Origin of the sequence: Nonomuraea sp. NPDC049400 (assembly GCF_044466425.1) — a bacterium.
In the GTDB taxonomy this organism is placed as follows: domain Bacteria; phylum Actinomycetota; class Actinomycetes; order Streptosporangiales; family Streptosporangiaceae; genus Nonomuraea.
Map to the genome: position 1 here is coordinate 39,143 of NZ_JBITMP010000037.1, position 18,380 is coordinate 57,522.

At 71.1% G+C, this 18,380-nt stretch carries 16 protein-coding genes; 7 read left to right on the forward strand and 9 right to left on the reverse strand.

The window, feature by feature from the left end; genetic code table 11:
• Positions 1-46: 46 nt before the first annotated feature.
• Positions 47-997, reverse strand: coding sequence for an NADP-dependent oxidoreductase (locus ACIBVN_RS41335; RefSeq protein WP_397145751.1), 951 nt, complete (start codon positions 995-997; stop codon positions 47-49).
• Positions 998-1,094: 97 nt separating this feature from the next.
• On the opposite strand from ACIBVN_RS41335, the gene ACIBVN_RS41340 reads away from it, so the two are divergent.
• Positions 1,095-1,817 carry a TetR/AcrR family transcriptional regulator gene (locus ACIBVN_RS41340; protein WP_397145752.1) on the forward strand — a complete coding sequence of 241 codons (723 nt, stop codon included), beginning with the start codon at positions 1,095-1,097 and terminating at the stop codon, positions 1,815-1,817.
• Between the two features lie 156 nt (positions 1,818-1,973).
• Here ACIBVN_RS41340 and ACIBVN_RS41345 read toward each other — a convergent pair whose 3' ends face one another.
• The 3 genes from ACIBVN_RS41345 to ACIBVN_RS41355 all read right to left on the reverse strand — a co-directional run bounded on the left by ACIBVN_RS41345 (position 1,974) and on the right by ACIBVN_RS41355 (position 5,825).
• The gene (locus ACIBVN_RS41345; RefSeq protein ID WP_397145753.1) at positions 1,974-3,497 is read right to left on the reverse strand and encodes a glycoside hydrolase family 43 protein; all 1,524 of its coding nucleotides are present in this window, start codon (positions 3,495-3,497) and stop codon (positions 1,974-1,976) included.
• Positions 3,498-3,522: 25 nt separating this feature from the next.
• Positions 3,523-4,521: a pectinesterase family protein gene (locus ACIBVN_RS41350; RefSeq protein ID WP_397145754.1), complete on the reverse strand. Its 999-nt coding sequence runs from the start codon at positions 4,519-4,521 to the stop codon at positions 3,523-3,525.
• A gap of 77 nt (positions 4,522-4,598) precedes the next feature.
• The gene (locus tag ACIBVN_RS41355) at positions 4,599-5,825 is read right to left on the reverse strand and encodes a hypothetical protein (RefSeq protein ID WP_397145755.1); all 1,227 of its coding nucleotides are present in this window, start codon (positions 5,823-5,825) and stop codon (positions 4,599-4,601) included.
• Positions 5,826-6,034: 209 nt separating this feature from the next.
• Between ACIBVN_RS41355 and ACIBVN_RS41360 the strand changes: the two genes are divergently transcribed.
• From ACIBVN_RS41360 to ACIBVN_RS41385, 6 genes are all read left to right on the forward strand, one after another.
• Positions 6,035-7,336, forward strand: a complete 1,302-nt coding sequence (locus tag ACIBVN_RS41360) for an ABC transporter substrate-binding protein (RefSeq protein ID WP_397145756.1) — start codon at positions 6,035-6,037, stop codon at positions 7,334-7,336.
• A gap of 11 nt (positions 7,337-7,347) precedes the next feature.
• The gene (locus ACIBVN_RS41365) at positions 7,348-8,268 is read left to right on the forward strand and encodes a carbohydrate ABC transporter permease (RefSeq protein WP_397145757.1); all 921 of its coding nucleotides are present in this window, start codon (positions 7,348-7,350) and stop codon (positions 8,266-8,268) included.
• Positions 8,258-9,121: a carbohydrate ABC transporter permease gene (locus ACIBVN_RS41370; RefSeq protein WP_397145758.1), complete on the forward strand. Its 864-nt coding sequence runs from the start codon at positions 8,258-8,260 to the stop codon at positions 9,119-9,121. Before ACIBVN_RS41365 ends, ACIBVN_RS41370 begins: the two co-directional genes overlap by 11 nt.
• Positions 9,118-10,515, forward strand: a complete 1,398-nt coding sequence (locus tag ACIBVN_RS41375) for a Gfo/Idh/MocA family protein (RefSeq protein WP_397145759.1) — start codon at positions 9,118-9,120, stop codon at positions 10,513-10,515. Before ACIBVN_RS41370 ends, ACIBVN_RS41375 begins: the two co-directional genes overlap by 4 nt.
• Positions 10,516-10,586: 71 nt before the next feature.
• Entirely contained in the window at positions 10,587-11,495 is a 909-nt protein-coding gene (locus tag ACIBVN_RS41380) for a PmoA family protein (protein WP_397145760.1), read from the forward strand.
• Positions 11,492-12,772 (forward strand): ROK family protein, encoded by a 1,281-nt coding sequence (locus tag ACIBVN_RS41385; protein WP_397145761.1) that lies wholly within the window; start codon positions 11,492-11,494, stop codon positions 12,770-12,772. The genes ACIBVN_RS41380 and ACIBVN_RS41385 overlap by 4 nt, the downstream gene beginning before the upstream one ends.
• Positions 12,773-12,789: 17 nt before the next feature.
• Here ACIBVN_RS41385 and ACIBVN_RS41390 read toward each other — a convergent pair whose 3' ends face one another.
• The 5 genes from ACIBVN_RS41390 to ACIBVN_RS41410 all read right to left on the reverse strand — a co-directional run bounded on the left by ACIBVN_RS41390 (position 12,790) and on the right by ACIBVN_RS41410 (position 18,309).
• Complete coding sequence (locus tag ACIBVN_RS41390) at positions 12,790-14,127, reverse strand: ankyrin repeat domain-containing protein (RefSeq protein WP_397145762.1); 1,338 nt, start codon at positions 14,125-14,127, stop codon at positions 12,790-12,792.
• A gap of 151 nt (positions 14,128-14,278) precedes the next feature.
• A complete protein-coding gene (locus tag ACIBVN_RS41395) occupies positions 14,279-14,419 on the reverse strand; it encodes a hypothetical protein (RefSeq protein WP_397145763.1) in 141 nt (46 codons plus the stop codon).
• 7 nt (positions 14,420-14,426) lie between these two features.
• Entirely contained in the window at positions 14,427-15,152 is a 726-nt protein-coding gene (locus tag ACIBVN_RS41400; RefSeq protein WP_397145764.1) for a ThuA domain-containing protein, read from the reverse strand.
• A gap of 32 nt (positions 15,153-15,184) precedes the next feature.
• Positions 15,185-17,263, reverse strand: coding sequence for a beta-galactosidase (locus ACIBVN_RS41405; RefSeq protein ID WP_397145765.1), 2,079 nt, complete (start codon positions 17,261-17,263; stop codon positions 15,185-15,187).
• Complete coding sequence (locus tag ACIBVN_RS41410; RefSeq protein WP_397145766.1) at positions 17,203-18,309, reverse strand: LacI family DNA-binding transcriptional regulator; 1,107 nt, start codon at positions 18,307-18,309, stop codon at positions 17,203-17,205. Before ACIBVN_RS41410 ends, ACIBVN_RS41405 begins: the two co-directional genes overlap by 61 nt.
• Positions 18,310-18,380 lie beyond the last annotated feature (71 nt).

An 18,380-nucleotide genomic window follows, 5' to 3' on the forward strand; every position in this document is an offset into this window, starting at 1 on the left:
TCTTTTCGTTGCCTTGGACAGGAGTGATGGATGCAAGGGCCCGAGGTCAGGAGCAGGCGACGGCGAGCTTGCCGAGCGCGCCGGCGCCGAAGGCGGCGAACGCCTCGGGCGCCCGCTCCAGCGGGTAGGTGGCGGTGACCGGCACGCGCAGCGCGCCGGAAGCGGCCTGCTCGGCCAGGACGGTCAGGGTCTGCGAATTGGGGTCGGCCATGATCGTGTGAACGGTGACGTTGCCGCCGTGGACGCTGTCCTTGACGGCGTCGGCGGTCAGGCCGAGGGTGGAGGCGAGGCGGCCGCCCGGCCGCAGCAGGCTCGCGAGCTGCGGGCCGTCGCCCGCCAGGTGCAGCACGGCGTCCACACCTTCGGGGGCGAGGGCGCGGACCTCGGCCGGCAGGTCGCCGGTGAAGTCCACGAGGTGGACCGGCGTGCCGGTCAGGCCGGCGACGAAGTCTGCCTCGGCGCCGGGGCGGGCGGTGGCGATGACGCGGGCGCCGCGAGCGGCGGCCAGCTGCACGGCCAGCGCGCCCACCCCGCCGGTGGCGCCGGAGATCAGCACCGTCTCGCCGTCGGCAGGGGCGACGGCGTTGAGGCTGTCCAGCGCGGCGGTGCCGGCCACGCCCAGCGCGCCCGCCTCCTGCAGGGACAGGCCGTCGGGGACGGGGGCCACGCCGTAGCCGGCGGACACGGTGACGTACTCGGCCAGCGAGCCGGTGCCCAGGAACGGCTTCATCACCACGCCGAAGACCGCCTGGCCGGCCGTGAAGCCCTCGACGCCCCCGCCGAGCGCCTCGACGGTGCCCGCGAAGTCCTTTCCCACCACCAGCGGGAAGCGGTGCTCCATCGCCCCTTGCAGGTAGCCGGCCGCGGTGGCGGCGTCGAAGCCGTTGACCGAGGAGACGGCCACCTTCACCAGCAACTCACCGGCCTCAGGGCGGGGAGTGTCGACCTCGGTCACGGCCGGGGTCGCGGGAACGGAGTCCAGGGTCACAGCACGCATGATCTGCACCTTTCAAAAGTGGAACGGCCTGCCCGTTTCATGCCGACAGCTTAACAACGAAACTGGGCAGCCTGTTCCACTTAGGTAGAATGAAATCATGACACCCGCCGCAGACCCCGACTCGTCCCTCGACCGGCAGCCCGAAACGGGGCTGCGCGCCGACGCCGAACGCAACCGCGAGCGCATCCTGGCCGCCGCCCGCCGCCTGTACGCCAGCCACGGGCTCGGCGTCTCCATGGCCTGCATCGCCCGCGAAGCAGGCGTCGGCAAGGCCACCCTGTCGCGCCGCTTCGCCACCCCCGAAGAGCTCATCAACGCGGTCTTCGCCGACCGCATGGACGCCTACGCCGCCGCCACCGCCGAAGCCCTCGCCGACCCCGACCCCTGGCACGGCTTCACCGGCTACATCCACACGGTGTGCGCCATGCAGGCCGCCGACCGCGGCTTCGCCGACGTGCTGACCATGACCTTCCCCGCCGCCAAGGCGCTGGAAGGCCGCCGCGCCGAGGCCTACGACGGATTCCTCGAACTCATCGCCCGCGCCCAGGCCACCGGCCACCTGCGCGCCGACTTCACCCCACAGGACCTCGTCATCTTGCTCATGGCCAACGCGGGCGTCGTCGCCGCCACCGAAGATGCCGCCCCCGGCGCCTGGCGCCGCCTGGTCGGCCAGATGCTGCGCGCCTACGCCGCCCCCGGCACCGACCTCCCGTCTCTGGAGCAGGCTCCTGCGCACACCGCGCTGTACAGGGCCATGGTCCGCCTCACCCGCCCCGCCCCCGGCTCCCATGGAGACGCGGAGCGACCAGACGGCCGGTGACGTCGCCACTCCGTGTCCAGGCGGCCGGCTCTGCCGTGGCGGCGGTCTCGGACGGCGTGGCCGCCGTCGACCGCCATGGCATGGCCGGTCACGAAAGCCACGGCACCGCCACTGGCGCTGGATGCTCGCCTGCGTCAGTGTGATCCGGTAACCCGGTCACGCGCCGCCGATCGGCCGGTAGTCGTACCAGTCGAAGCTCACGCTGCCGTCTGTGGCGTACATTCCGATCACCCTTCCGGTGAAGCCGGTGGCGACCTCGGTCGACAGGTACCGCCCGTCGAGCTCAGCCAGTACGCATGGCTCGGCGGCGTCGATCGTCATCGTCACGGTGTCCGGACCGGTGGCGACCACGCCCAGCGGGTCGCCGGTCAGCTGATCGCGGCCGGTGACGGTCGGTGGCAGCACATCTGTGGTGCGGAAGTCGATGATGAGATCAAGTGGGCCCGGTGGCACCGTCCGGGACGCCACGCAGTGGCTCACCGGGCCGATCCGGGCGATGACCCGCGCCTGTCCTCCGCCGACCTCCAGGTCGTAGTGGTGGGCCTCGTCGAGGCGCACCGACAGGCCGCCACGCCCCGCGCCGGGATCCAGCCGGGCGCCCACTCGCACGTCGTGGTGCTGCTGCCGACGGCCCAGGAAGGTGGCGCCGGGCCGGTCCAGCGTGTCGCCGGTGGCCCGCAGTGTGAGCCAGCCCGGCCGTTCGGTCAGCGACCACGCGTGTGGCGGGCGGCTTCGGGGTGAGATCCAGCGCGGCGACAGCGCCGTGGCGTCGAAGTCGTCACGCTCAGGTTCGGCCGGCAACGGGCTCCAGGCCCGGGGCGCCTGGCCGTGCTCTTCAACCGGCCCGACGACCGGCCAGTCGTCGACCCAGGTGACGGGGGCGAGGAACGTCTCCCGGCCCAGGACGTGGTGGTACGGGAAGCGCCCCTTCGGCCGGATCCCCAACAGCACCATCCACCAGTCGCCCTCGGGCGTGTCGACCAGGTCGGCGTGGCCGAGGGCCTGGATCGGCCTGTTGGTGCTGCGGTGGGAGAGTATGGGGTTGGCCGGTGCGGGCGTGAACGGTCCGCGTGGCGATCGAGCGCGGGCGACCGATATCGCGTGCCCGGTGTGCGTCCCTCCTTCGGACATCAGCAGATACCACCAGTCGCCACGGCGGTAGAGGTGGGGCCCCTCCGGCCAGGCCAGGCCCGTGCCGGACCAGACCGGCCACGGTCCTTCCATGATGACGCCGCGCTTGGGGTCGATGCGCGCCTGTTGCAGTCCGGAGAAGGTGCAATAGCACGTTCCGTCAGAGTCCCAGGCCAGGTCCGGATCGATCCCGGGCAGGTCGATCCAGATCGGGTCGCTCCACGGGCCTTCGGCGCGTTCGGCGGTGACCAGGAAGTTGCCTTGCCCGGTGACGTTCTTGGTGATCATCCAGAACAGGCCGTCATGGTGGCGGAGGGTCGGCGCCCAGATTCCTCCCGAGGCGCGTACCGACGGCGGCAGATCCAGTTGTTCCGGCCTGTCCAGGATGTTGCCGATCTGCCGCCAGTGCACCAGGTCCCGGCTGTGGAAGATCGGGACACCGGGGAAGTACTCGAAGCTGGAGCAGGCCAGGTAGTAGTCCTCGCCAACCCGGCAGATGCTGGGGTCGGGGTGGAAGCCGCCGACGATGGGATTGCGGTACTCGGGCATGGCCGGAGGTCCTTCGTCGTGCGGATCAGAGGTCAAAAGGGTGCCAGCCGTCCGAGCCGGCGAGGTACTTCTGAGGGGTGTGGTTCTCCGCGTCGGCGTCGCTCAGCTGAGGACGGTTGCCATTGACGGCGGCCCCGGGTCCGCTGTTGCGATACTCGGAGAACCGGGCGGCGGTCCAGGAGTTCGCGGACATGTTGATCCACGGTTGGGCGGTGGCGATGGTGGCCGACAGCCACGACTCCCGGTACAGCACCTGCGCATCCGGGTACCACGGCCGGCCGAGTTGGGTGACGTTGCCGGCGGCGCCGGTGATGGTCGACCGGTAGAACAAGAAGCCGTAGGTGCTCTCCGCCGGAGTGCTCGCCGCGGTGATCGGACCGCCGGTGAGCCGCTTCTGGTAGATGTCGCAGCGGTCGAAGACGGCGCTGGCCGCGCCGAAGATGAAGTCGACGGTGCCTTCCACGTAGCAGTTCCTGAAGTAGGCACGGCCGCCACGGGCATAGAGGGTGTCCTGGTCGCCGAGCACGCGGATGTCGCGGTAGACGGCGCGGTCCGCCCGGGTGTACAGCGCCACCGCCTGCCCGCCGCTGGTGGCGGTGCTCTCGTCGAAGTCGTTGGCGATGGTCAGGTTGCGGGCGGTGAAGTCGTGGCCGTAGACGAACATGGTCGAGCTGCCCGTTGTGCCGTACTGTCCGGCGTGGCGGTTGTTCACGATGACGGTGCTGTCGGGGGAGCGGCCAAGCCCGCGCAGCGTGATGTACGGCTTGTTCGACGGCACCGTGACGATCTCTCGATAGGTGCCGGGCGCGACGGTGATGGTGACCGGGCTGGTGTTGCCGCTCGGCACGGCGTCGATGGCGGCCTGGACGGTGGTGTACATCCCGCTGCCGTCGGCGGCCACGGTCGGCCGTGGCGTGGCGGTGGCCGGTGACGTCGCCGCGACCACCGCGCCCGCCGGCAGCACCAACGCAGCGGCAGCGAGGATGATCCAGCGCCTTGCCTTGCTGAGGTTCTGTGTTCTCATGAATGTCCTCATCGTCTGTTTGAGACTGACCGTTGGTGTGCAACGGCGCGGAGGTGCGGGCGAGAGGCCGCGTGGCCTCACCTGCCGATCGAGTCCTGCGGGCCGGAGGAGGCGGCCAGCACCTCGGGAAGGGCGGTGGCGGGGTCGACGGTGTAGGAGTAGAACGTCGTCGGGTCGAAGGCGGCCCCCTGCTCCTTGATGAGGCCGTCGCGCCAGGAGCTCGTGCCGGTGACGACGTTGCCCCGCTGGACCAGCTCGCCGGCGGGGTCGACGAAGTAGGGGTCGGCCACGTTGTGGAAGAGGCTGTGCTCGATCACGGCCTTGGTCTCGCCACGCGCCCAGTTGCCGTACGACCTGATGTCCTGCAGGTAGTTGCTGTACATGTGCATGTTGAGCAGGTTGCCGCCGCTGGGGTTGCGCTGGTTGGTACGTGCGAACCAGTTGTGGTGGAGAGTCATCCGCGTGATGAGGTTGGCCGTCCAGCCGATGCCCAGGGTCTTGTTGTTCTCCAGGAACTGGTTCCACGACACCGTGATGTCGGTGACGTCCTTGCGGCTGTCGAGCAGGCCGTCGTTCATCCGGGCGAGCCGGTTGTGGTCGATCCAGACCTTCTTCGCGGAGTCGATCTGGATGGCGTCGTAGTCGAAGTCCTTGTCATCCGGGTCGTCCTCGGGCATGAGGGTGTCGCGGATCGTCAGGTTCCGGATGATCACGTTGCTCGTGGTGGCGCCGAGGAAGAAGCCGCCGCCGACGATCTCGCCTGCCGTACCGACCCCGATGATGGTCTTGTTGGAGGCCACCTTGAGCTCGGTGCCCTTCGGGCTGATCTCGATCGGGCCGGCGACCTTGATGATGTACGGCTCGGCGGCCGTGACGTAGGTGTTCAGCTCCTCCTGGGTGGTCACGGTGACGACCTGGCCGCCCTGGCCCCCGGTGGTGCCCGCGGCGAAGCCGTCGGCCTGGTCGGTCCAGTGGCGCGGCCCGCCCACCGGGCGGAAGGTCCAGAGCCGGTCGGCGATCTGGTACTTGCCGTCGCCCGCGTAGGTCAGGGCGACCTCGGCGGAGCTGCGGTTGGCGCCGTTGACCAGGCGGACCTGGCCGCCCGGCGCGGCTTGCAGGCGGAGCTCGGCGTCCTGGCCGCGGCAGGGCCGTTCCCGGAGCTTGATGTCCAGGCACTGGCCGGTCCCGGCGTTGACGATGTGGTAGCCGCCGCCCACGTGGCCCGCGGCTGAGGCCGGGGTCGCGGTGGCGGCGAGCAGGGTCAGGGTGGCAGCCGCCAGGGCGGCATGACGCGCAGTGGTCACAGGGGGGTTCGCTTTCCTGAGGGAGATCCGGCCGTGGTGATCTCGGCAGGCGCCACGGCCGTGAGCCTGAGCGGCGAGGTGCCCTCACTGTAGGAAGACCGCGGAATTACCGTCAATGGCTTTCCTTAATATTTGTTTCACCGATTGACGTAACTGGAAACCCGGCCGTAGCCTCCTGGCAACCCCCCGTGCGAAGGGCAAGACGACTGATGATTTCCAGAAGAGACATGCTGCGCACCGCCGGTCTGACCGGACTCGGTCTGGCCGTGGCCGCCTGTGGACGTGGCTTCGGAGGCGGCGGCAGCGAGGCGGCCTCCGGCAAGATCGAGCTGAACATGGTCTGGTGGGGCGACGCTTTCCGCGCCCAGAAGACCCAGGCCGCGCTCGACCTGTTCATGAAGGCCAACCCGGGCATCACCATCAAGACCGAGTACCAGGACAGCGGCCCGTACAAGGACAAGCTGGCCACGCGCTTCGCCGCCGGCAACCCGCCGGACCTGATGATGATGCGGATGGACAGCCTGCGGGAGTACGCCGACCGCAAGTCGCTGCTCAACCTCAACGACCACCCCGGCATCGTGGACACCGCCAACCTCAGCCAGGCCGCGATGAACCTCAGCAAGGTCGGCGACGCCGTCTACGGCATCCCCTCGGGGCTCAACGCGATCGGCTTCATCGTCAACAAGACGATCACCGACCAGTACGGCGTGACCATCCCCGACGGCGATAGCTGGAGCTGGCAGGACCTGGCCAAGTTCGCCAAGGAGATTACCGACAAGAGCGGCAAGAAGGTCTACGGCACCCTGGTGGACACGGCGACCCTGGCCAACCTGGTCGTCTACACCTCCCAGCAGGGCGAGGACCTCTTCACCCCCGACGGCAGGTTCGGGGTCAGCGAGGCCACGCTGACCAAGTGGTTCCAGCTGTTCGAGGACATGCGCAAGGAGGGCGGCTTCCCGCCGGCCGGCTTCGTCGAGACGATCGGTTCCTCGCCCGACCAGTCCTACATCGCCAAGGGCTCCGTCGCCTCGCAGATCATCCCGAGCAACGGCTTCCTCGGCTACAACAAGGTCGCCGGCGGCAACCTGGTGCTGCTGGGCATCCCCGGCGAGGCCACCGCCAAGCGGCGCGGCACGAACATCGGGACCCCGGCGCTGTGGTCGATCGCAGCCTCCTCCAAGCACCCGAAGGAGGCGCTGCAACTGCTCAACTTCCTCATCAACGACGTGGAGGCCAACAAGGCCATGGGCACCACCCGCGGCGTGCCCGCCAGCACCGTCGTCGCCGACGCGATCAAGCCGACGCTGGAGAAGGACGACCAGGTGGCCACCGACTACCTGATCGGCCTGCAGAAGCAGACACTGGTCGCCGTCCCGCCCTACCCCAAGGGCGCCAGCGGCATCCAGGACGAGCTCACCGCGGTCGCCCCCGAGGTCGAGCACGGGCGCCTGACTCCGGCAGAGGCCGCCAAGAAGGTCATCGACGCGGCGACGAAGGCCCTGTCGCAGTGACGCTCGCGCCTGTGAAGGACCCGGCCGTGTCCAGGGCGCCGGTTTCGCCGCCCAAGGCGGCGAAACCCCCTCAGGACCGGTCGGGCTACCTGTTCATCCTGCCCTGGTTCCTCGGGATGGCCTTCACGATCATCCCGTTCTTCGCCTCGTTCTACCTGGCCTTCACCGACTACAACCTGCTGAACGTCCCGAACTGGATCGGCCTGGAGAACTTCGCCGAGATGTTCTCCGACGACACCTGGTGGCAGTCGGTCAAGGTCACGGTGATCTACACCTTCGTCTCGGTGCCCCTCTCGCTGGCTGCCGCGCTGGGTGTCGCCATGCTGCTCAACCGGGGCGTGCGTGGCCTGCCGGTCTACCGGGCGATCTTCTACCTGCCCTCGCTGCTGGGCGGCAGCGTGGCGCTGGTGCTGCTGTGGCGCTACATCTTCGGCCTCAACGGCATCGTCAACGCCTTCCTCGGCTTCTTCGGCATCGACAAGATCGGATGGACCTCCGACCCGGACTACGCCCTCACCACGCTGATCATCCTGCACATCTGGACGTTCGGCTCCCCGATGGTGATCTTCCTGGCCGGCCTGAAGCAGATCCCGGCGATGTACTACGAGGCCGCCGCCATCGACGGCGCGACCAAGTGGCAGCAGTTCCGCAAGATCACGCTGCCGTTGCTCAGCCCGATCATCTTCTTCAACCTGATCCAGTCGCTGATCTCCTCCTTCCAGACCTTCACGCAGGGGTTCATCTTCAGCGGCGGCAAGGGCGGGCCGGCGAACTCCACGATGTTCTACAACCTCTACCTGTACAAGCAGGGGTTCGAGCAGTTCCACATGGGCTACGCCTCGGCGATGGCCTGGATGCTGCTGATCATCATCGCGGCGTTCACCGGGCTCAACTTCCTCCTGGCCAAGCGGTGGGTGCACTATGACAACTGACGAGAGCTACATCGAGCGCATCGGCAACACCCGCCGCAAGCGCTTCACCAAACACCTGCTGCTCTGCCTGGTGAGCATCGTCATGCTCTACCCGCTGCTGTGGCTGGTGTCCAGCTCGCTCAAGCCGACCGGGATCGTCTTCAAGGACCTGTCGCTCTGGCCCGCCGAGTGGGACTTCTCCAACTACACCGAGGGCTGGACGGCCCTGCAGTTCCCCTTCGACCTCTACCTGGTCAACTCGGTCGTCATCGTCGTGCTGAGCATCCTGGGCAACCTGCTGTCATGCTCGCTGGCCGCCTACGCCTTCGCCCGGCTCAACTTCCGTGGCCGCAAGCTGTTCTTCGCGCTGACGCTCGGCACGATGATGCTCCCCGGTCACGTGCTGCTGGTGCCGCAGTACATCGTCTTCGCCAAGATGGGCTGGCTCAACACCTACTTCCCGCTGATCGTCCCCAACTTCCTGGCCACCAGCGCCTTCTACATCTTCCTGATGGTGCAGTTCATCCGCTCGCTGCCCAGGGAACTGGACGAGGCGGCCCGCATCGACGGCGCGGGCACGTTCCGGATCTTCTGGAGCGTGATCCTGCCGCTGTGCAAGCCCGCCTTCGCGACCACGGCGATCTTCACGTTCATCTCGACGTGGAACGAGTTCTTCAGCCCGCTGCTCTATCTGACCGAGCAGGAGCTGTACACCGTCCCGCTGGCGCTGCGGCAGTTCATCGACTCCGAAGGCCAGTCCCAGTGGGGGCAGATGTTCGCCATGTCGTTCGTCTCACTCGCCCCGGTCATCGGCTTCTTCATCGCCGGCCAGAAGTACCTGGTCAAGGGCATCGCCACCACAGGACTGAAATGAGACGCTACGCCTTCGTCGGGACCGGCTCACGCGCCCGGATGTACCTGGACGCCCTGCTCGGCCCCTACGCCGACCTCGGCCGTCCGGTGGCCTTCTGCGACACCAACGAGGTGCGCATGGCGTACTACGACCGCGTCGCGGGCGCCCCGCTGCCGCACTACGCCCCCGACGACTACGACCGGGTGCTGAAGGAGTCGGACGTGGTGGTGGTCACCTCGCCCGACTCCACGCACGCCGGCTATGTCAGCCGCGCGCTGCGCGCGGGCGTGGACGCGGTCGTGGAGAAGCCCATGACCACCGACGTGGAGGGGCTGCGGCAGATCGGCTCGGCGCTGGTCGAGAGTACGGCGGAGCTGACCGTCACCTTCAACTACCGGTACTCGCCACGCAACAGTCTCATCAGGCAGCTGATCGCCGACGGCGAGATCGGCGACGTCACCTCGGTCACCTTCGAGTGGTGCCTGGACACCGTGCACGGCGCCGACTACTTCCGCCGCTGGCACCGCGACAAGTCCGCCTCCGGCGGGCTGCTGGTGCACAAGGCCACCCACCACTTCGACCTGGTCAACTGGTGGCTGGACGACCGGCCCGAGATCGTCTTCGCCCGCGGCGGGCTGCGCTTCTACGGCCAGGCCAACGCCGCGCGGCGCGGACTGGGACCGCGACCGGACCGGGGGCCGGTCGCGGGCGACCCGTTCGCCCTGGACCTGGCCTCCGACGAGAAACTCCGCGAGCTGTACGGCGCCGGCGAACACCTCGACGGCTACATCCGCGACCGCGACGTCTTCTCCGACGGCATCACCATCGAGGACAACCTCAACGTCGTCGTCGGCTACCGAGGCGGGGCGTCGATGTCGTACAGCCTGCACGCGCACTGCCCGTGGGAGGGCTACCGGGTCGCGATCAACGGTACGGCGGGGCGGATCGAGCTCGACGTGGTGGAACGGCCCCATGTCTCCCCGGCGGGCGTCTCGGCGGCCATCGGCGCGGCCACGGCCAACCCGGATTCCGGTACGGCACGCGGCTCGGCTGCCCGCCGCGAGGGCGAGCCCGGCTCGGTGCTCGACCCGAGTGCCGAACCCAAGGGCTCCGGAAGCGGCCCCGCCGACAGCGGGCACCGCATCCGCGGTTCGCGGCTGTTGCTGCAGCGGCACTGGGAGCCCGCCGTGCAGATCCCCATCCCGGACGGCGCGGGCGGCCACGGCGGCGGTGACGCGATGCTGCTGCACGACGTCTTCCGCGGACCCTCCGGTGATCCGCTGCGGCGGCAGGCCGGGTTCGCAGAAGGGGCGGCCAGCGTGCTGGTGGGCGTGGCGGGCAACGAGTCACTGCGCACCGGCCGCGCCGTACGACTGGACGAGCTCGAGGCGATCCCGGGCAGGTCCGCGCGATGACGCCTGCCGTACTCGTGGCGGCACCGCTCGGGGGTTACGCTCACAACTCCCGAGTACGAGAAGGCGGCGAGATGTCTGCGCAAGTGTTGCGGCTCGACGGGCGTGAGGTCGCCACCTACGTCTGGCAGCCGGAGGCGCCCGCCTCCAGCTCGCCGCGTCCCTTCCTGCATCCGGTGCGCACGCTCGCCGGCCGTACCGTCACCGACGCCGTCCCCGACTCCCACCCGCACCAGTTCGGCATCGGCGTGGCCTACCCCGACATCGACGGGGTCAACTTCTGGGGCGGGCGCACCTTCGTCGCCGGCCACGGCCCTGCCTGGCTGGACAATCACGGCTCTCAGCGGCACGAGCGCTGGGAGCGGCGCGGCGGCGGCGAGCTGGCGCACAGCCTGCGCTGGCTCGGTCCGGACGAGCGGGTGCTGCTGCGCGAGCGGCGCGTGATCGGCTGCGAGCCGGTGTCGGGCAGCGTGTGGGCGCTGTCGGTGCGCAGCAGGCTGGCCAATGTCACGGACCGGCCGCTGGAGGTGCGCAGCCCGGCCGCCAAGGGCCGGGTGGGCGCCGGGTACGGCGGCTTCTTCTGGCGTGGTCCGGCGGTGTCGGGCGCGACGGTGCTGAGCCCGGCGGGTCCTGGGGCGGAGCCGGTGCACGGGTGCAGCGCCGAGTGGGTGGCGGTGGCAGGCGCCGACTGGACGATGGTGTTCGTGCCCGGCGACGCGGACACCGCCCGCGACCGGTGGTTCGTGCGGGCCCGCGACTACCTCGGAGTGTGCTCGAGCGTGGCCTGGGACGAGCCGCTGGTGCTGCAGCCGGGCGAGGAGCTCGCCCGCCACGTGGTGACCCTGGTCGCCGACGGTGTGCTGAACGCCGAGTCGGCGGCCGAACTGGTAGCGGAACGCGGCGCGACAGACCACGGGCTCCCCGCGGCGGATCGGCCGGTGCTCGGCGGCACACCGGGCTTACATTCGCGGCCGGTGACATGACGGCCGCCTTCCGGCTGAGCGGGCCGCCCGAGGGCGCCGTCCGGCAGGAGGATCTGCGCGATCTCAACCTCAAGGTGGTCTTCCAGCGCATTCTCGACGCGGGCCGCCCGATCTCGCGTACGGAGCTGGCCACCGCGACCGGGCTGACCCGGCCCACGATCACCCGCATCGCCGAGGAACTGCTGGCCGGGCGGCTCATCACGGAGAAGGGCGTCACTCACAACGGCCGCGCGGGCCGTCCCCGGGTGGGCCTGACCTTGTCCGACCGGGGACCCGCCGGGCTGGGCCTGGACATCCGCGCCGACGGGCTGGCCGCCTGCGTCGTGGACCTCACCGGCACGGTGCGCCACCTGACGTTCGCGCCCATGCCGCCCACCGGACGTGACGCCGAGGCGGTGCTGGGCTCGCTGATCCGCATGGGCTGCGAGGCGATCGAGGCGGCCACGGTCAAGGAGCTGACCGTGGTCACCGCGACGCTGGCGGTGCCCGGACCGGTCGACGGCGGGGTGGTGCGCATCGCGCCCGCGCTGGGCTGGCGCGACGTCGACGCCGGAACGTTCCTGGCCGACCTGGGCGTGCCGTGCGTGGTGGACAACGAGGCCAACCTGGCCGCGCTGGGCGAGCTGTACGCCGGGGACGACCCCCTGGGGAGTTTCCTGTACGTCTCGGGAGGACTCGGCATCGGCGCCGGGATCGTGCTGGACGGCAGCCTGATGCGCGGGGCCCGCGGCTGGAGCGGCGAGCTGGGGCACGTGACCGTCGAGCCGGAGGGCGCCGCGTGCGCCTGCGGGTCGCGCGGCTGCCTGGAAACCTACGCCAGCACCGGCGCCATCCTCGGCGCGCTGCCAGGAGCAACCAACCGGACCGGCGCCCGCGAAGGCGCCGTCCCGCATGGTGCCGGCCCCGGAGGAGCCGGTGACATTTTCGAGAGGATCAACCCCGACAGCCTCATCACCACCCGCGCCGAGGCCGCTGACCCGGCTGCGCTGGCCGCGCTCGACCGGGCCGGGAGCGCGCTCGGCATCGCGCTGTCCGGCGCGGTCAACGTGCTCGACATCGACACCGTCCTGCTCGGCGGCAGTTTCGCGCTGCTGTCGTCGTGGCTGACCGACTCGGTGCGCGCCGAGATCGACCGAAGGGTGCTGACCGCCTCCTGGTCGCCGGTCACCGTCCGCCCCACCCTGCTCGGCCCCGACGCGGCCGTCATCGGCGCGGCGCTCACCTCCATCGACCAGATCCGCCGCCGCCCCACCGCCTGGCTGGCCCGCCAGAGCTGACCTGTCACCCGCGCCTGCTACCGATCGTGCCTACGGGTCAGCAGGGCGTCGATGGCCGGGTCGCCGGTGGGCGGGCCATGGCGGGTGGGGGCGCCCGCACGCAGGAGGGCCTTGACCGTGCCGAGGTAGTCGCCGTCCTCGGCCCGGTTGTTGCGCAGCCCCCACAGCGCGCAGTCCAGCGGCGTCGGGCCCTCGTCGTCGAAGGCGCGGTCGTCGAGGTTGGCGCCGCGTTCGATGAGCAGCCGCACCGTCTCCGTACGGCCGTGCATGGCGGCCTGGTCGAGCGGTGTGAAGTTGCTCCAGCCCCGCGTGTCCACCGCCATCCCGCCGTCCAGCAGCGCCCGCACCACGTCGGTACGGCCCAGCAGGGCGAACTGCCCCAGGATCCAGCCGAAGTCCCCGGTGTCCAGGTTGCCCAGGGCCGGGGCCGGGGCGGCGGGCAGATGCGCGGACTCGCCCCGCGCGACGGCCAGGACCGCGGCGTCCACCGGGTCCAGGTCGGCGCTCGCCCCGCGGGCGGCCAGCAGCTCGTACGCCGCCAGGTGCCCGCAGCGGGCGGCCAGGGCGAGGGGGCGGCGGCCGACGTCCCAGCGGTCCCACGGCAGGTTCACGTCGGCGCCGGCGTCAAGGAGCATCGTGAGGATGGCGGTGCCGCGGCCACGGGCGATGGCGTGATGCAGGGCGCGGCAGGCGTTCACGTCGGCGCCGTGGCCAAGGAACCAGCGCAGCCCCGCCGCGTCCTCGAAGTCCAGCTTGTGCACCACCAGGCGCTCGTAGCCGGGCCGGTGGAGCAGGTCGAGGAAGGCCGTGTCCGACTGCTCGCAGGCATGGTAGAACGCGTCCTCGTCGGGAGCGGCGCCCCGCTCGACCAGGAGCCGGGCCAGGGCCAGGTCACCGCGCTCCACGGCGTCGAACAGGGCCGTGCGCCTGCCCTCGCCGCCCCACTCGACGGTGTGGCTGCCCGGGTCGGCGCCCGCGTCCAGCAGGAGCCGGGCGCACTCGCGTACCCGCGCGTCGGGGGCGACGGCCCGGCGTAGCAGCACCAGCAGCGGCGCGAGTCCGGCGGCGGGGCGCGCTCCAGGCTGCCCGCGCGATGGCACCGGCTCTGTGGCCGCGGCAGGGCCGGCTGCCAGGAGCGCCGCCAGCGCGGCGGGATCGGCCAGGACGAGCGCCCGCTCGATGCCCTCCAGGGCGGCGACGCGTACGTGCTCGACCAGCTTCGGCCAGCTGGGGAAGCCGTACTCGCGGGCGATCTCGAACTGAGCCCGGCTCAGCGGGATGCCCTGGGCGCGTTTGCGATGTTTGGCCTGCTTGCGCAGGTGCTCGAGCGAAGGGCGCTGGGGAAGACCAGACACGGCGAACCTCCGTCTGCCCGGGTCCGCGCGCGCGGGCCGAGGTCCGTCGGCGACGTGCGACGTGCCGCCGGTGGGATGGTCCCTTCCCCGCGGACTGGACGCGCCCGGCAACGCGGCCCCCATCATAACGTCCGGGGGCCGCGCCGCGGTGTCAGGGCGTGATCGCGACCCGCGTGCCCGTGCGGGCCGACTCCAGGGCGGCGGTCACCATGGCCGCGCCGCCGCCGCCAAGCTCGGCCTCGACGACCTGCCCGTCAGGCGGCCTGTCCGCTTCGACGGTGTCGAAGGTCATGCGGCGCCTACCACGTGATCGGGGTGTGGGCGTTCTGCAGCGGCTCGCCGACGCCGTCCGCCGGGGCGGCCCACAGGACCGCGTTGGCCAGCACGCGCCGCACACCGGGATGGTGGTAGATCGGATATTCCTGGTCGCCGGGGCTGAAGTAGAAGATCCGGCCCAGGCCCCTGCGGAAGCAGCAGCCGCTGCGGAACACCTCGCCGCCGCTGAAGTTGCTGATGAACACCAGCTCGTCGGGCTCCGGGATGCCGAACGGCTCGCCGTAGGTCTCCTGCTGCTCGATGACCAGCGGACGGGGCACGCCGCGCGCGATGGGGTGGCCGGGCGCGACCGTCCAGACCAGCTCGCGCTCGCCCGCGTCCCGCCAGGTGATCGTGCAGGTGGTGCCCATCAGCGCACGGAAGATCTTGGAGTAGTGGCCAGAGTGCAGCACCAGCAGGCCCATCCCGCCCAGCACGCGCCGCCGCACCCGCTCCACGATCTTGTCGTTCACCTCCTCGTGCGCCATGTGGCCCCACCAGGTCAGCACGTCGGTGCCGGCCAGGACCTCGTCGGTCAGGCCGTGCTCGGGGTCGTCGAGCACGGCGGTGCGCATCCGCACCTGGTCGCCGAGCAGCTCGGTCAGCCCCTGCGCGATGGCGCCGTGGATGCCGTCGGGGTAGATGCGGCGTACCGCCTCCTCGCGTGGCTCGTGGTAGTACTCGCTCCAGACAGTGACGTTGACGGCCATGCGTTTCCCTCCTGGCACGTACGGGCGCTTGATCAGCGTACGTCGCCGCCCGCCGTCTCCAACAGCACCCGCACGTCCCACGGGCCGAGTCGCACCTCCGCCCCGGCCTCCAGCGCGGAACCGTCGAGCACGTCACTGACCTGCACGGGCACCCGCACGGACGCGGGCTCCCACGACCAGTTGTGCAGGAAGCGCACGCGCCGCCCGCCGGACGCGGTGGCGCCGGTCGAGGTGACGCCGGCCGGCATGTCCGCCCACGGCCCGGGGGAGGGCACGAGCCGGCGGAACAGCGCCTCGGCCAGCGCCGGGTTCGGCACGGTGCCGACGTACGTGATGCGGCCCTCGCCGTGCGCCTGCGTGGTGATCGCCGCGAACTGCCCGAAATGCGGGTGCTCGTACGACGCCAGCACCTGCGCCCCGTCCGGCTGGAGGCCGTCCGCCCACCGGGTGCCCGCGGCGCCGTCCGGGAGCTTCGGCCCTCGCACGGGCAGCTCGCCGTCGAGGTTGCTGAACTCGTCGTACCAGGCGCCCGCGGCCTCGGCGAGCCGGCCCGGCTGCACCTCCCTGCGCGCCCGCGCCTCCGCGTCGGCGTAGCCCGTGCGCGGGCCGAGCACCAGGTGCCCGCCGGCGGCCGCGTACGCCACCAGCCAGTTCAGCGTGGCGTCGTCGGCCGCGTACAGCCCGGCGGCCACGAGCACCGGGTGCCGCGCCGCCAGCGCGCCCGGATCCTCGGCGACGGCCTGCCCGGCGTGCAGCATCCGCACCTGGCAGCCCGCCTCGAACGCGCCCCGGTAGAACGGCTCGAAGATGCCCTGGTAGGAGCGCTCGTCCGGCCCGCCGTCGGCCCGCGCGAGCGCGGGCTGGGCGGCCAGCGCCCACTTGCTGGGCGTGGAGTAGAGCATCGCCACGTCGGCGTCCGGGGTCAGCCCGGCGACCAGGTCTCCGGCCGCCTCCAGCTCGGCGCCGATGCGGGCGATCTCCCGGTACGTGCGCCCCGGCCGGCCGCTGTGCGGCAGCACGCCGCCCCAGTACGTCTCGGTGCCGAACACCAGCGTCCGCCACTGCCAGTACTCGATCATGGAGGCCCCGCGGGAGACCAGCGCCCAGGCGGCCTGCCGCCACTGGCCGTCATAGGCGGGCTGGTTCACCCAGGAAGGGCCGATGGCCTGCGCGTTCGTCTCGGTGACCAGGAACGGCTCCTGCCGCGAGGAGAACATCCGGTCCGCGCTGAGGTAGAGCGCCCAGGTGTTCCTGGTCATCCAGCTCTGTGGCCCGTCCTGCGGCGCGGGCAGCGCGAAGCCGTCCTGCATCGTGTAGTACGGGTTGCCCGCCGTGACGTCGAGCCGCCGGGTCAGGTCGTCGTCGGCCACCCCGGGCCGGTCGTAGGCGATGCAGGTGGTGACGAACTGCGCAGGCCGGGCGTACTCCCGCACGATGTCGGCCTGCCAGGCGATGAACTCGGTCACCTGGTCGGCCTGGAAACGCCGCCACGCCTGCGTGTACTGGGGCTGGGCGTTGCCGTCCGGCCGCCACAGGTCGGACCAGTCCGACAGCCGGTGCGACCAGTAGACCAGGCCCCACTCCTGGTTGAGGGTCTCCACGTCGCCGTACCGGCCGCGCAGCCAGTCCACGAACCGCTGGAACACGGCGTGGTTGTGCAGCAGGTGCAGGCCCGGCTCGTTGTCCACCTGGAAGCCGATGACCGACGGGTGATCCGCGTACCGCTCGACGACCTTGCGGATGATCCGCTCGGCGTGGAAACGGAAGGCGGGATGCGTGAAGTCCATCTCCTGGCGGCCGCCCCACGGGATGCGCTGCCCGGTGGCCCGCTCTCCGGCGATCTCCGGGTGGAGCCGGGCCAGCCACGGCGGCACCGCGTACGTCGGCGTGCCCAGGACGACGGAGATGCCGCGCTCGTGCGCGCCGTCGAGGGCCGGTTGGAGCCAGTCGAGGTCGAAGCGGCCGTTCTCCGGCTCCCAGGTGGACCAGACCGACTCGCCGACCCTGATCACCGAGAACCGCGCCTCGGTCATCAGGTCGAGGTCGGTCTTCAGCAGCTCGGCGGGGTGGTACTCGGGATAGTAGGCGGCACCGAAGAGCACTCGCGGCACAGGTCTTCCTTCCGTTGTTCGGCCCCCGGCGGGGGCGCGGCCGACTGGCGCACCATGAGGCGCGCGGTCAGGTCGTCGTGGGCCAGCGGGCCCGGGGCGCGCTCGATCTGCTCGACGAGCAGCGCCAGACCGTGGCGGGCGACGGCCTCGAAGTCCTGGCGGACGGTGGTCAGGGGCGGACACAGGTACGCGGCGGGCGGGATGTCGTCCATCCCGACCACGCTCACCTCCCCGGGCACCGCGCGCCCCGCCTCGGCCAGCGCGCGCAGCACGCCGATCGCCATGTCGTCGTTCGCCACGAACACCGCCGTGACCTCCGGGTCCGCCGCCAGGATCCGTCCCGCGGCGTATCCGGACGCGGGGGACCAGTCGCCCTCCAGCAGGGGCGGCTCGGGCGCCCCCGCGGCGGCCAGCGCCGCCCGCCAGCCGCGGGCCCGATCGCGCGCTGCCCACCAGCGCCACGGCCCGGCGACGTGCCAGACGGTGGCGTGCCCGAGCCCGAGCAGGTGCTCGGTCGCCTGCCGGCCGGCGTCCATGCCGGATGCTCCGGCGACCACCACGCGCGGCCCGTCGAGCCCGGGGATCGGCCGGAAGCTGAGCACGGGCACGTCCCGGTCGATGCGGAGCGCCCCGCCAGGGCCCTCGTCGATCGGGTCGGACACCACGATGCCGTCCACGCCCTGCCCGAGCAGCGATTCGACGGCGCTCATGATGGCGTCGTCCTCGCCTTCGAGCGTGTTGACCACGGTGAGCGCGTACCCGAGCTCCCTGGCCGCCCGTTCCAGGGCGACGAGCAGGGACGACGGGCCGTAGAGGGAGGAGCCGAGCGCGGCCACCCCGATGCGGTGGAAGCGGCCCAGATGGAGCGCGCGGGCCGCGGTGTTGCGCCGGTAGCCGAGCTCGCGCGCCGCGGCCAGCACCCGCTCGCGAACCTCTTCGCTCACGTACGGCTCGCCGTTCAGCACCCGGGAGACCGTCTTCTGCGACACGCCCGCAAGCCGGGCGACGTCGGTGCTGCTCGGCGGCCTGCGTGCCGGCTGGGACATCGCGGCTCCTCATGCTCTGACTACGTAGTCAGGTTCCGCGAGTGGCACGCCGGTTGTCAAGAGCGCGGCGC

Coding starts and splice junctions, on each gene's coding strand:
- ACIBVN_RS41335 (WP_397145751.1), bottom strand. CDS start 997: ATGCGTGCTGTGACCCTGGACTCCGTTCCCGCGACCCCGGCCGTGACC.
- ACIBVN_RS41340 (WP_397145752.1), top strand. CDS start 1,095: ATGACACCCGCCGCAGACCCCGACTCGTCCCTCGACCGGCAGCCCGAA.
- ACIBVN_RS41345 (WP_397145753.1), bottom strand. CDS start 3,497: ATGCCCGAGTACCGCAATCCCATCGTCGGCGGCTTCCACCCCGACCCC.
- ACIBVN_RS41350 (WP_397145754.1), bottom strand. CDS start 4,521: ATGAGAACACAGAACCTCAGCAAGGCAAGGCGCTGGATCATCCTCGCT.
- ACIBVN_RS41360 (WP_397145756.1), top strand. CDS start 6,035: ATGATTTCCAGAAGAGACATGCTGCGCACCGCCGGTCTGACCGGACTC.
- ACIBVN_RS41370 (WP_397145758.1), top strand. CDS start 8,258: ATGACAACTGACGAGAGCTACATCGAGCGCATCGGCAACACCCGCCGC.
- ACIBVN_RS41375 (WP_397145759.1), top strand. CDS start 9,118: ATGAGACGCTACGCCTTCGTCGGGACCGGCTCACGCGCCCGGATGTAC.
- ACIBVN_RS41380 (WP_397145760.1), top strand. CDS start 10,587: ATGTCTGCGCAAGTGTTGCGGCTCGACGGGCGTGAGGTCGCCACCTAC.
- ACIBVN_RS41385 (WP_397145761.1), top strand. CDS start 11,492: ATGACGGCCGCCTTCCGGCTGAGCGGGCCGCCCGAGGGCGCCGTCCGG.
- ACIBVN_RS41395 (WP_397145763.1), bottom strand. CDS start 14,419: ATGACCTTCGACACCGTCGAAGCGGACAGGCCGCCTGACGGGCAGGTC.
- ACIBVN_RS41400 (WP_397145764.1), bottom strand. CDS start 15,152: ATGGCCGTCAACGTCACTGTCTGGAGCGAGTACTACCACGAGCCACGC.
- ACIBVN_RS41410 (WP_397145766.1), bottom strand. CDS start 18,309: ATGTCCCAGCCGGCACGCAGGCCGCCGAGCAGCACCGACGTCGCCCGG.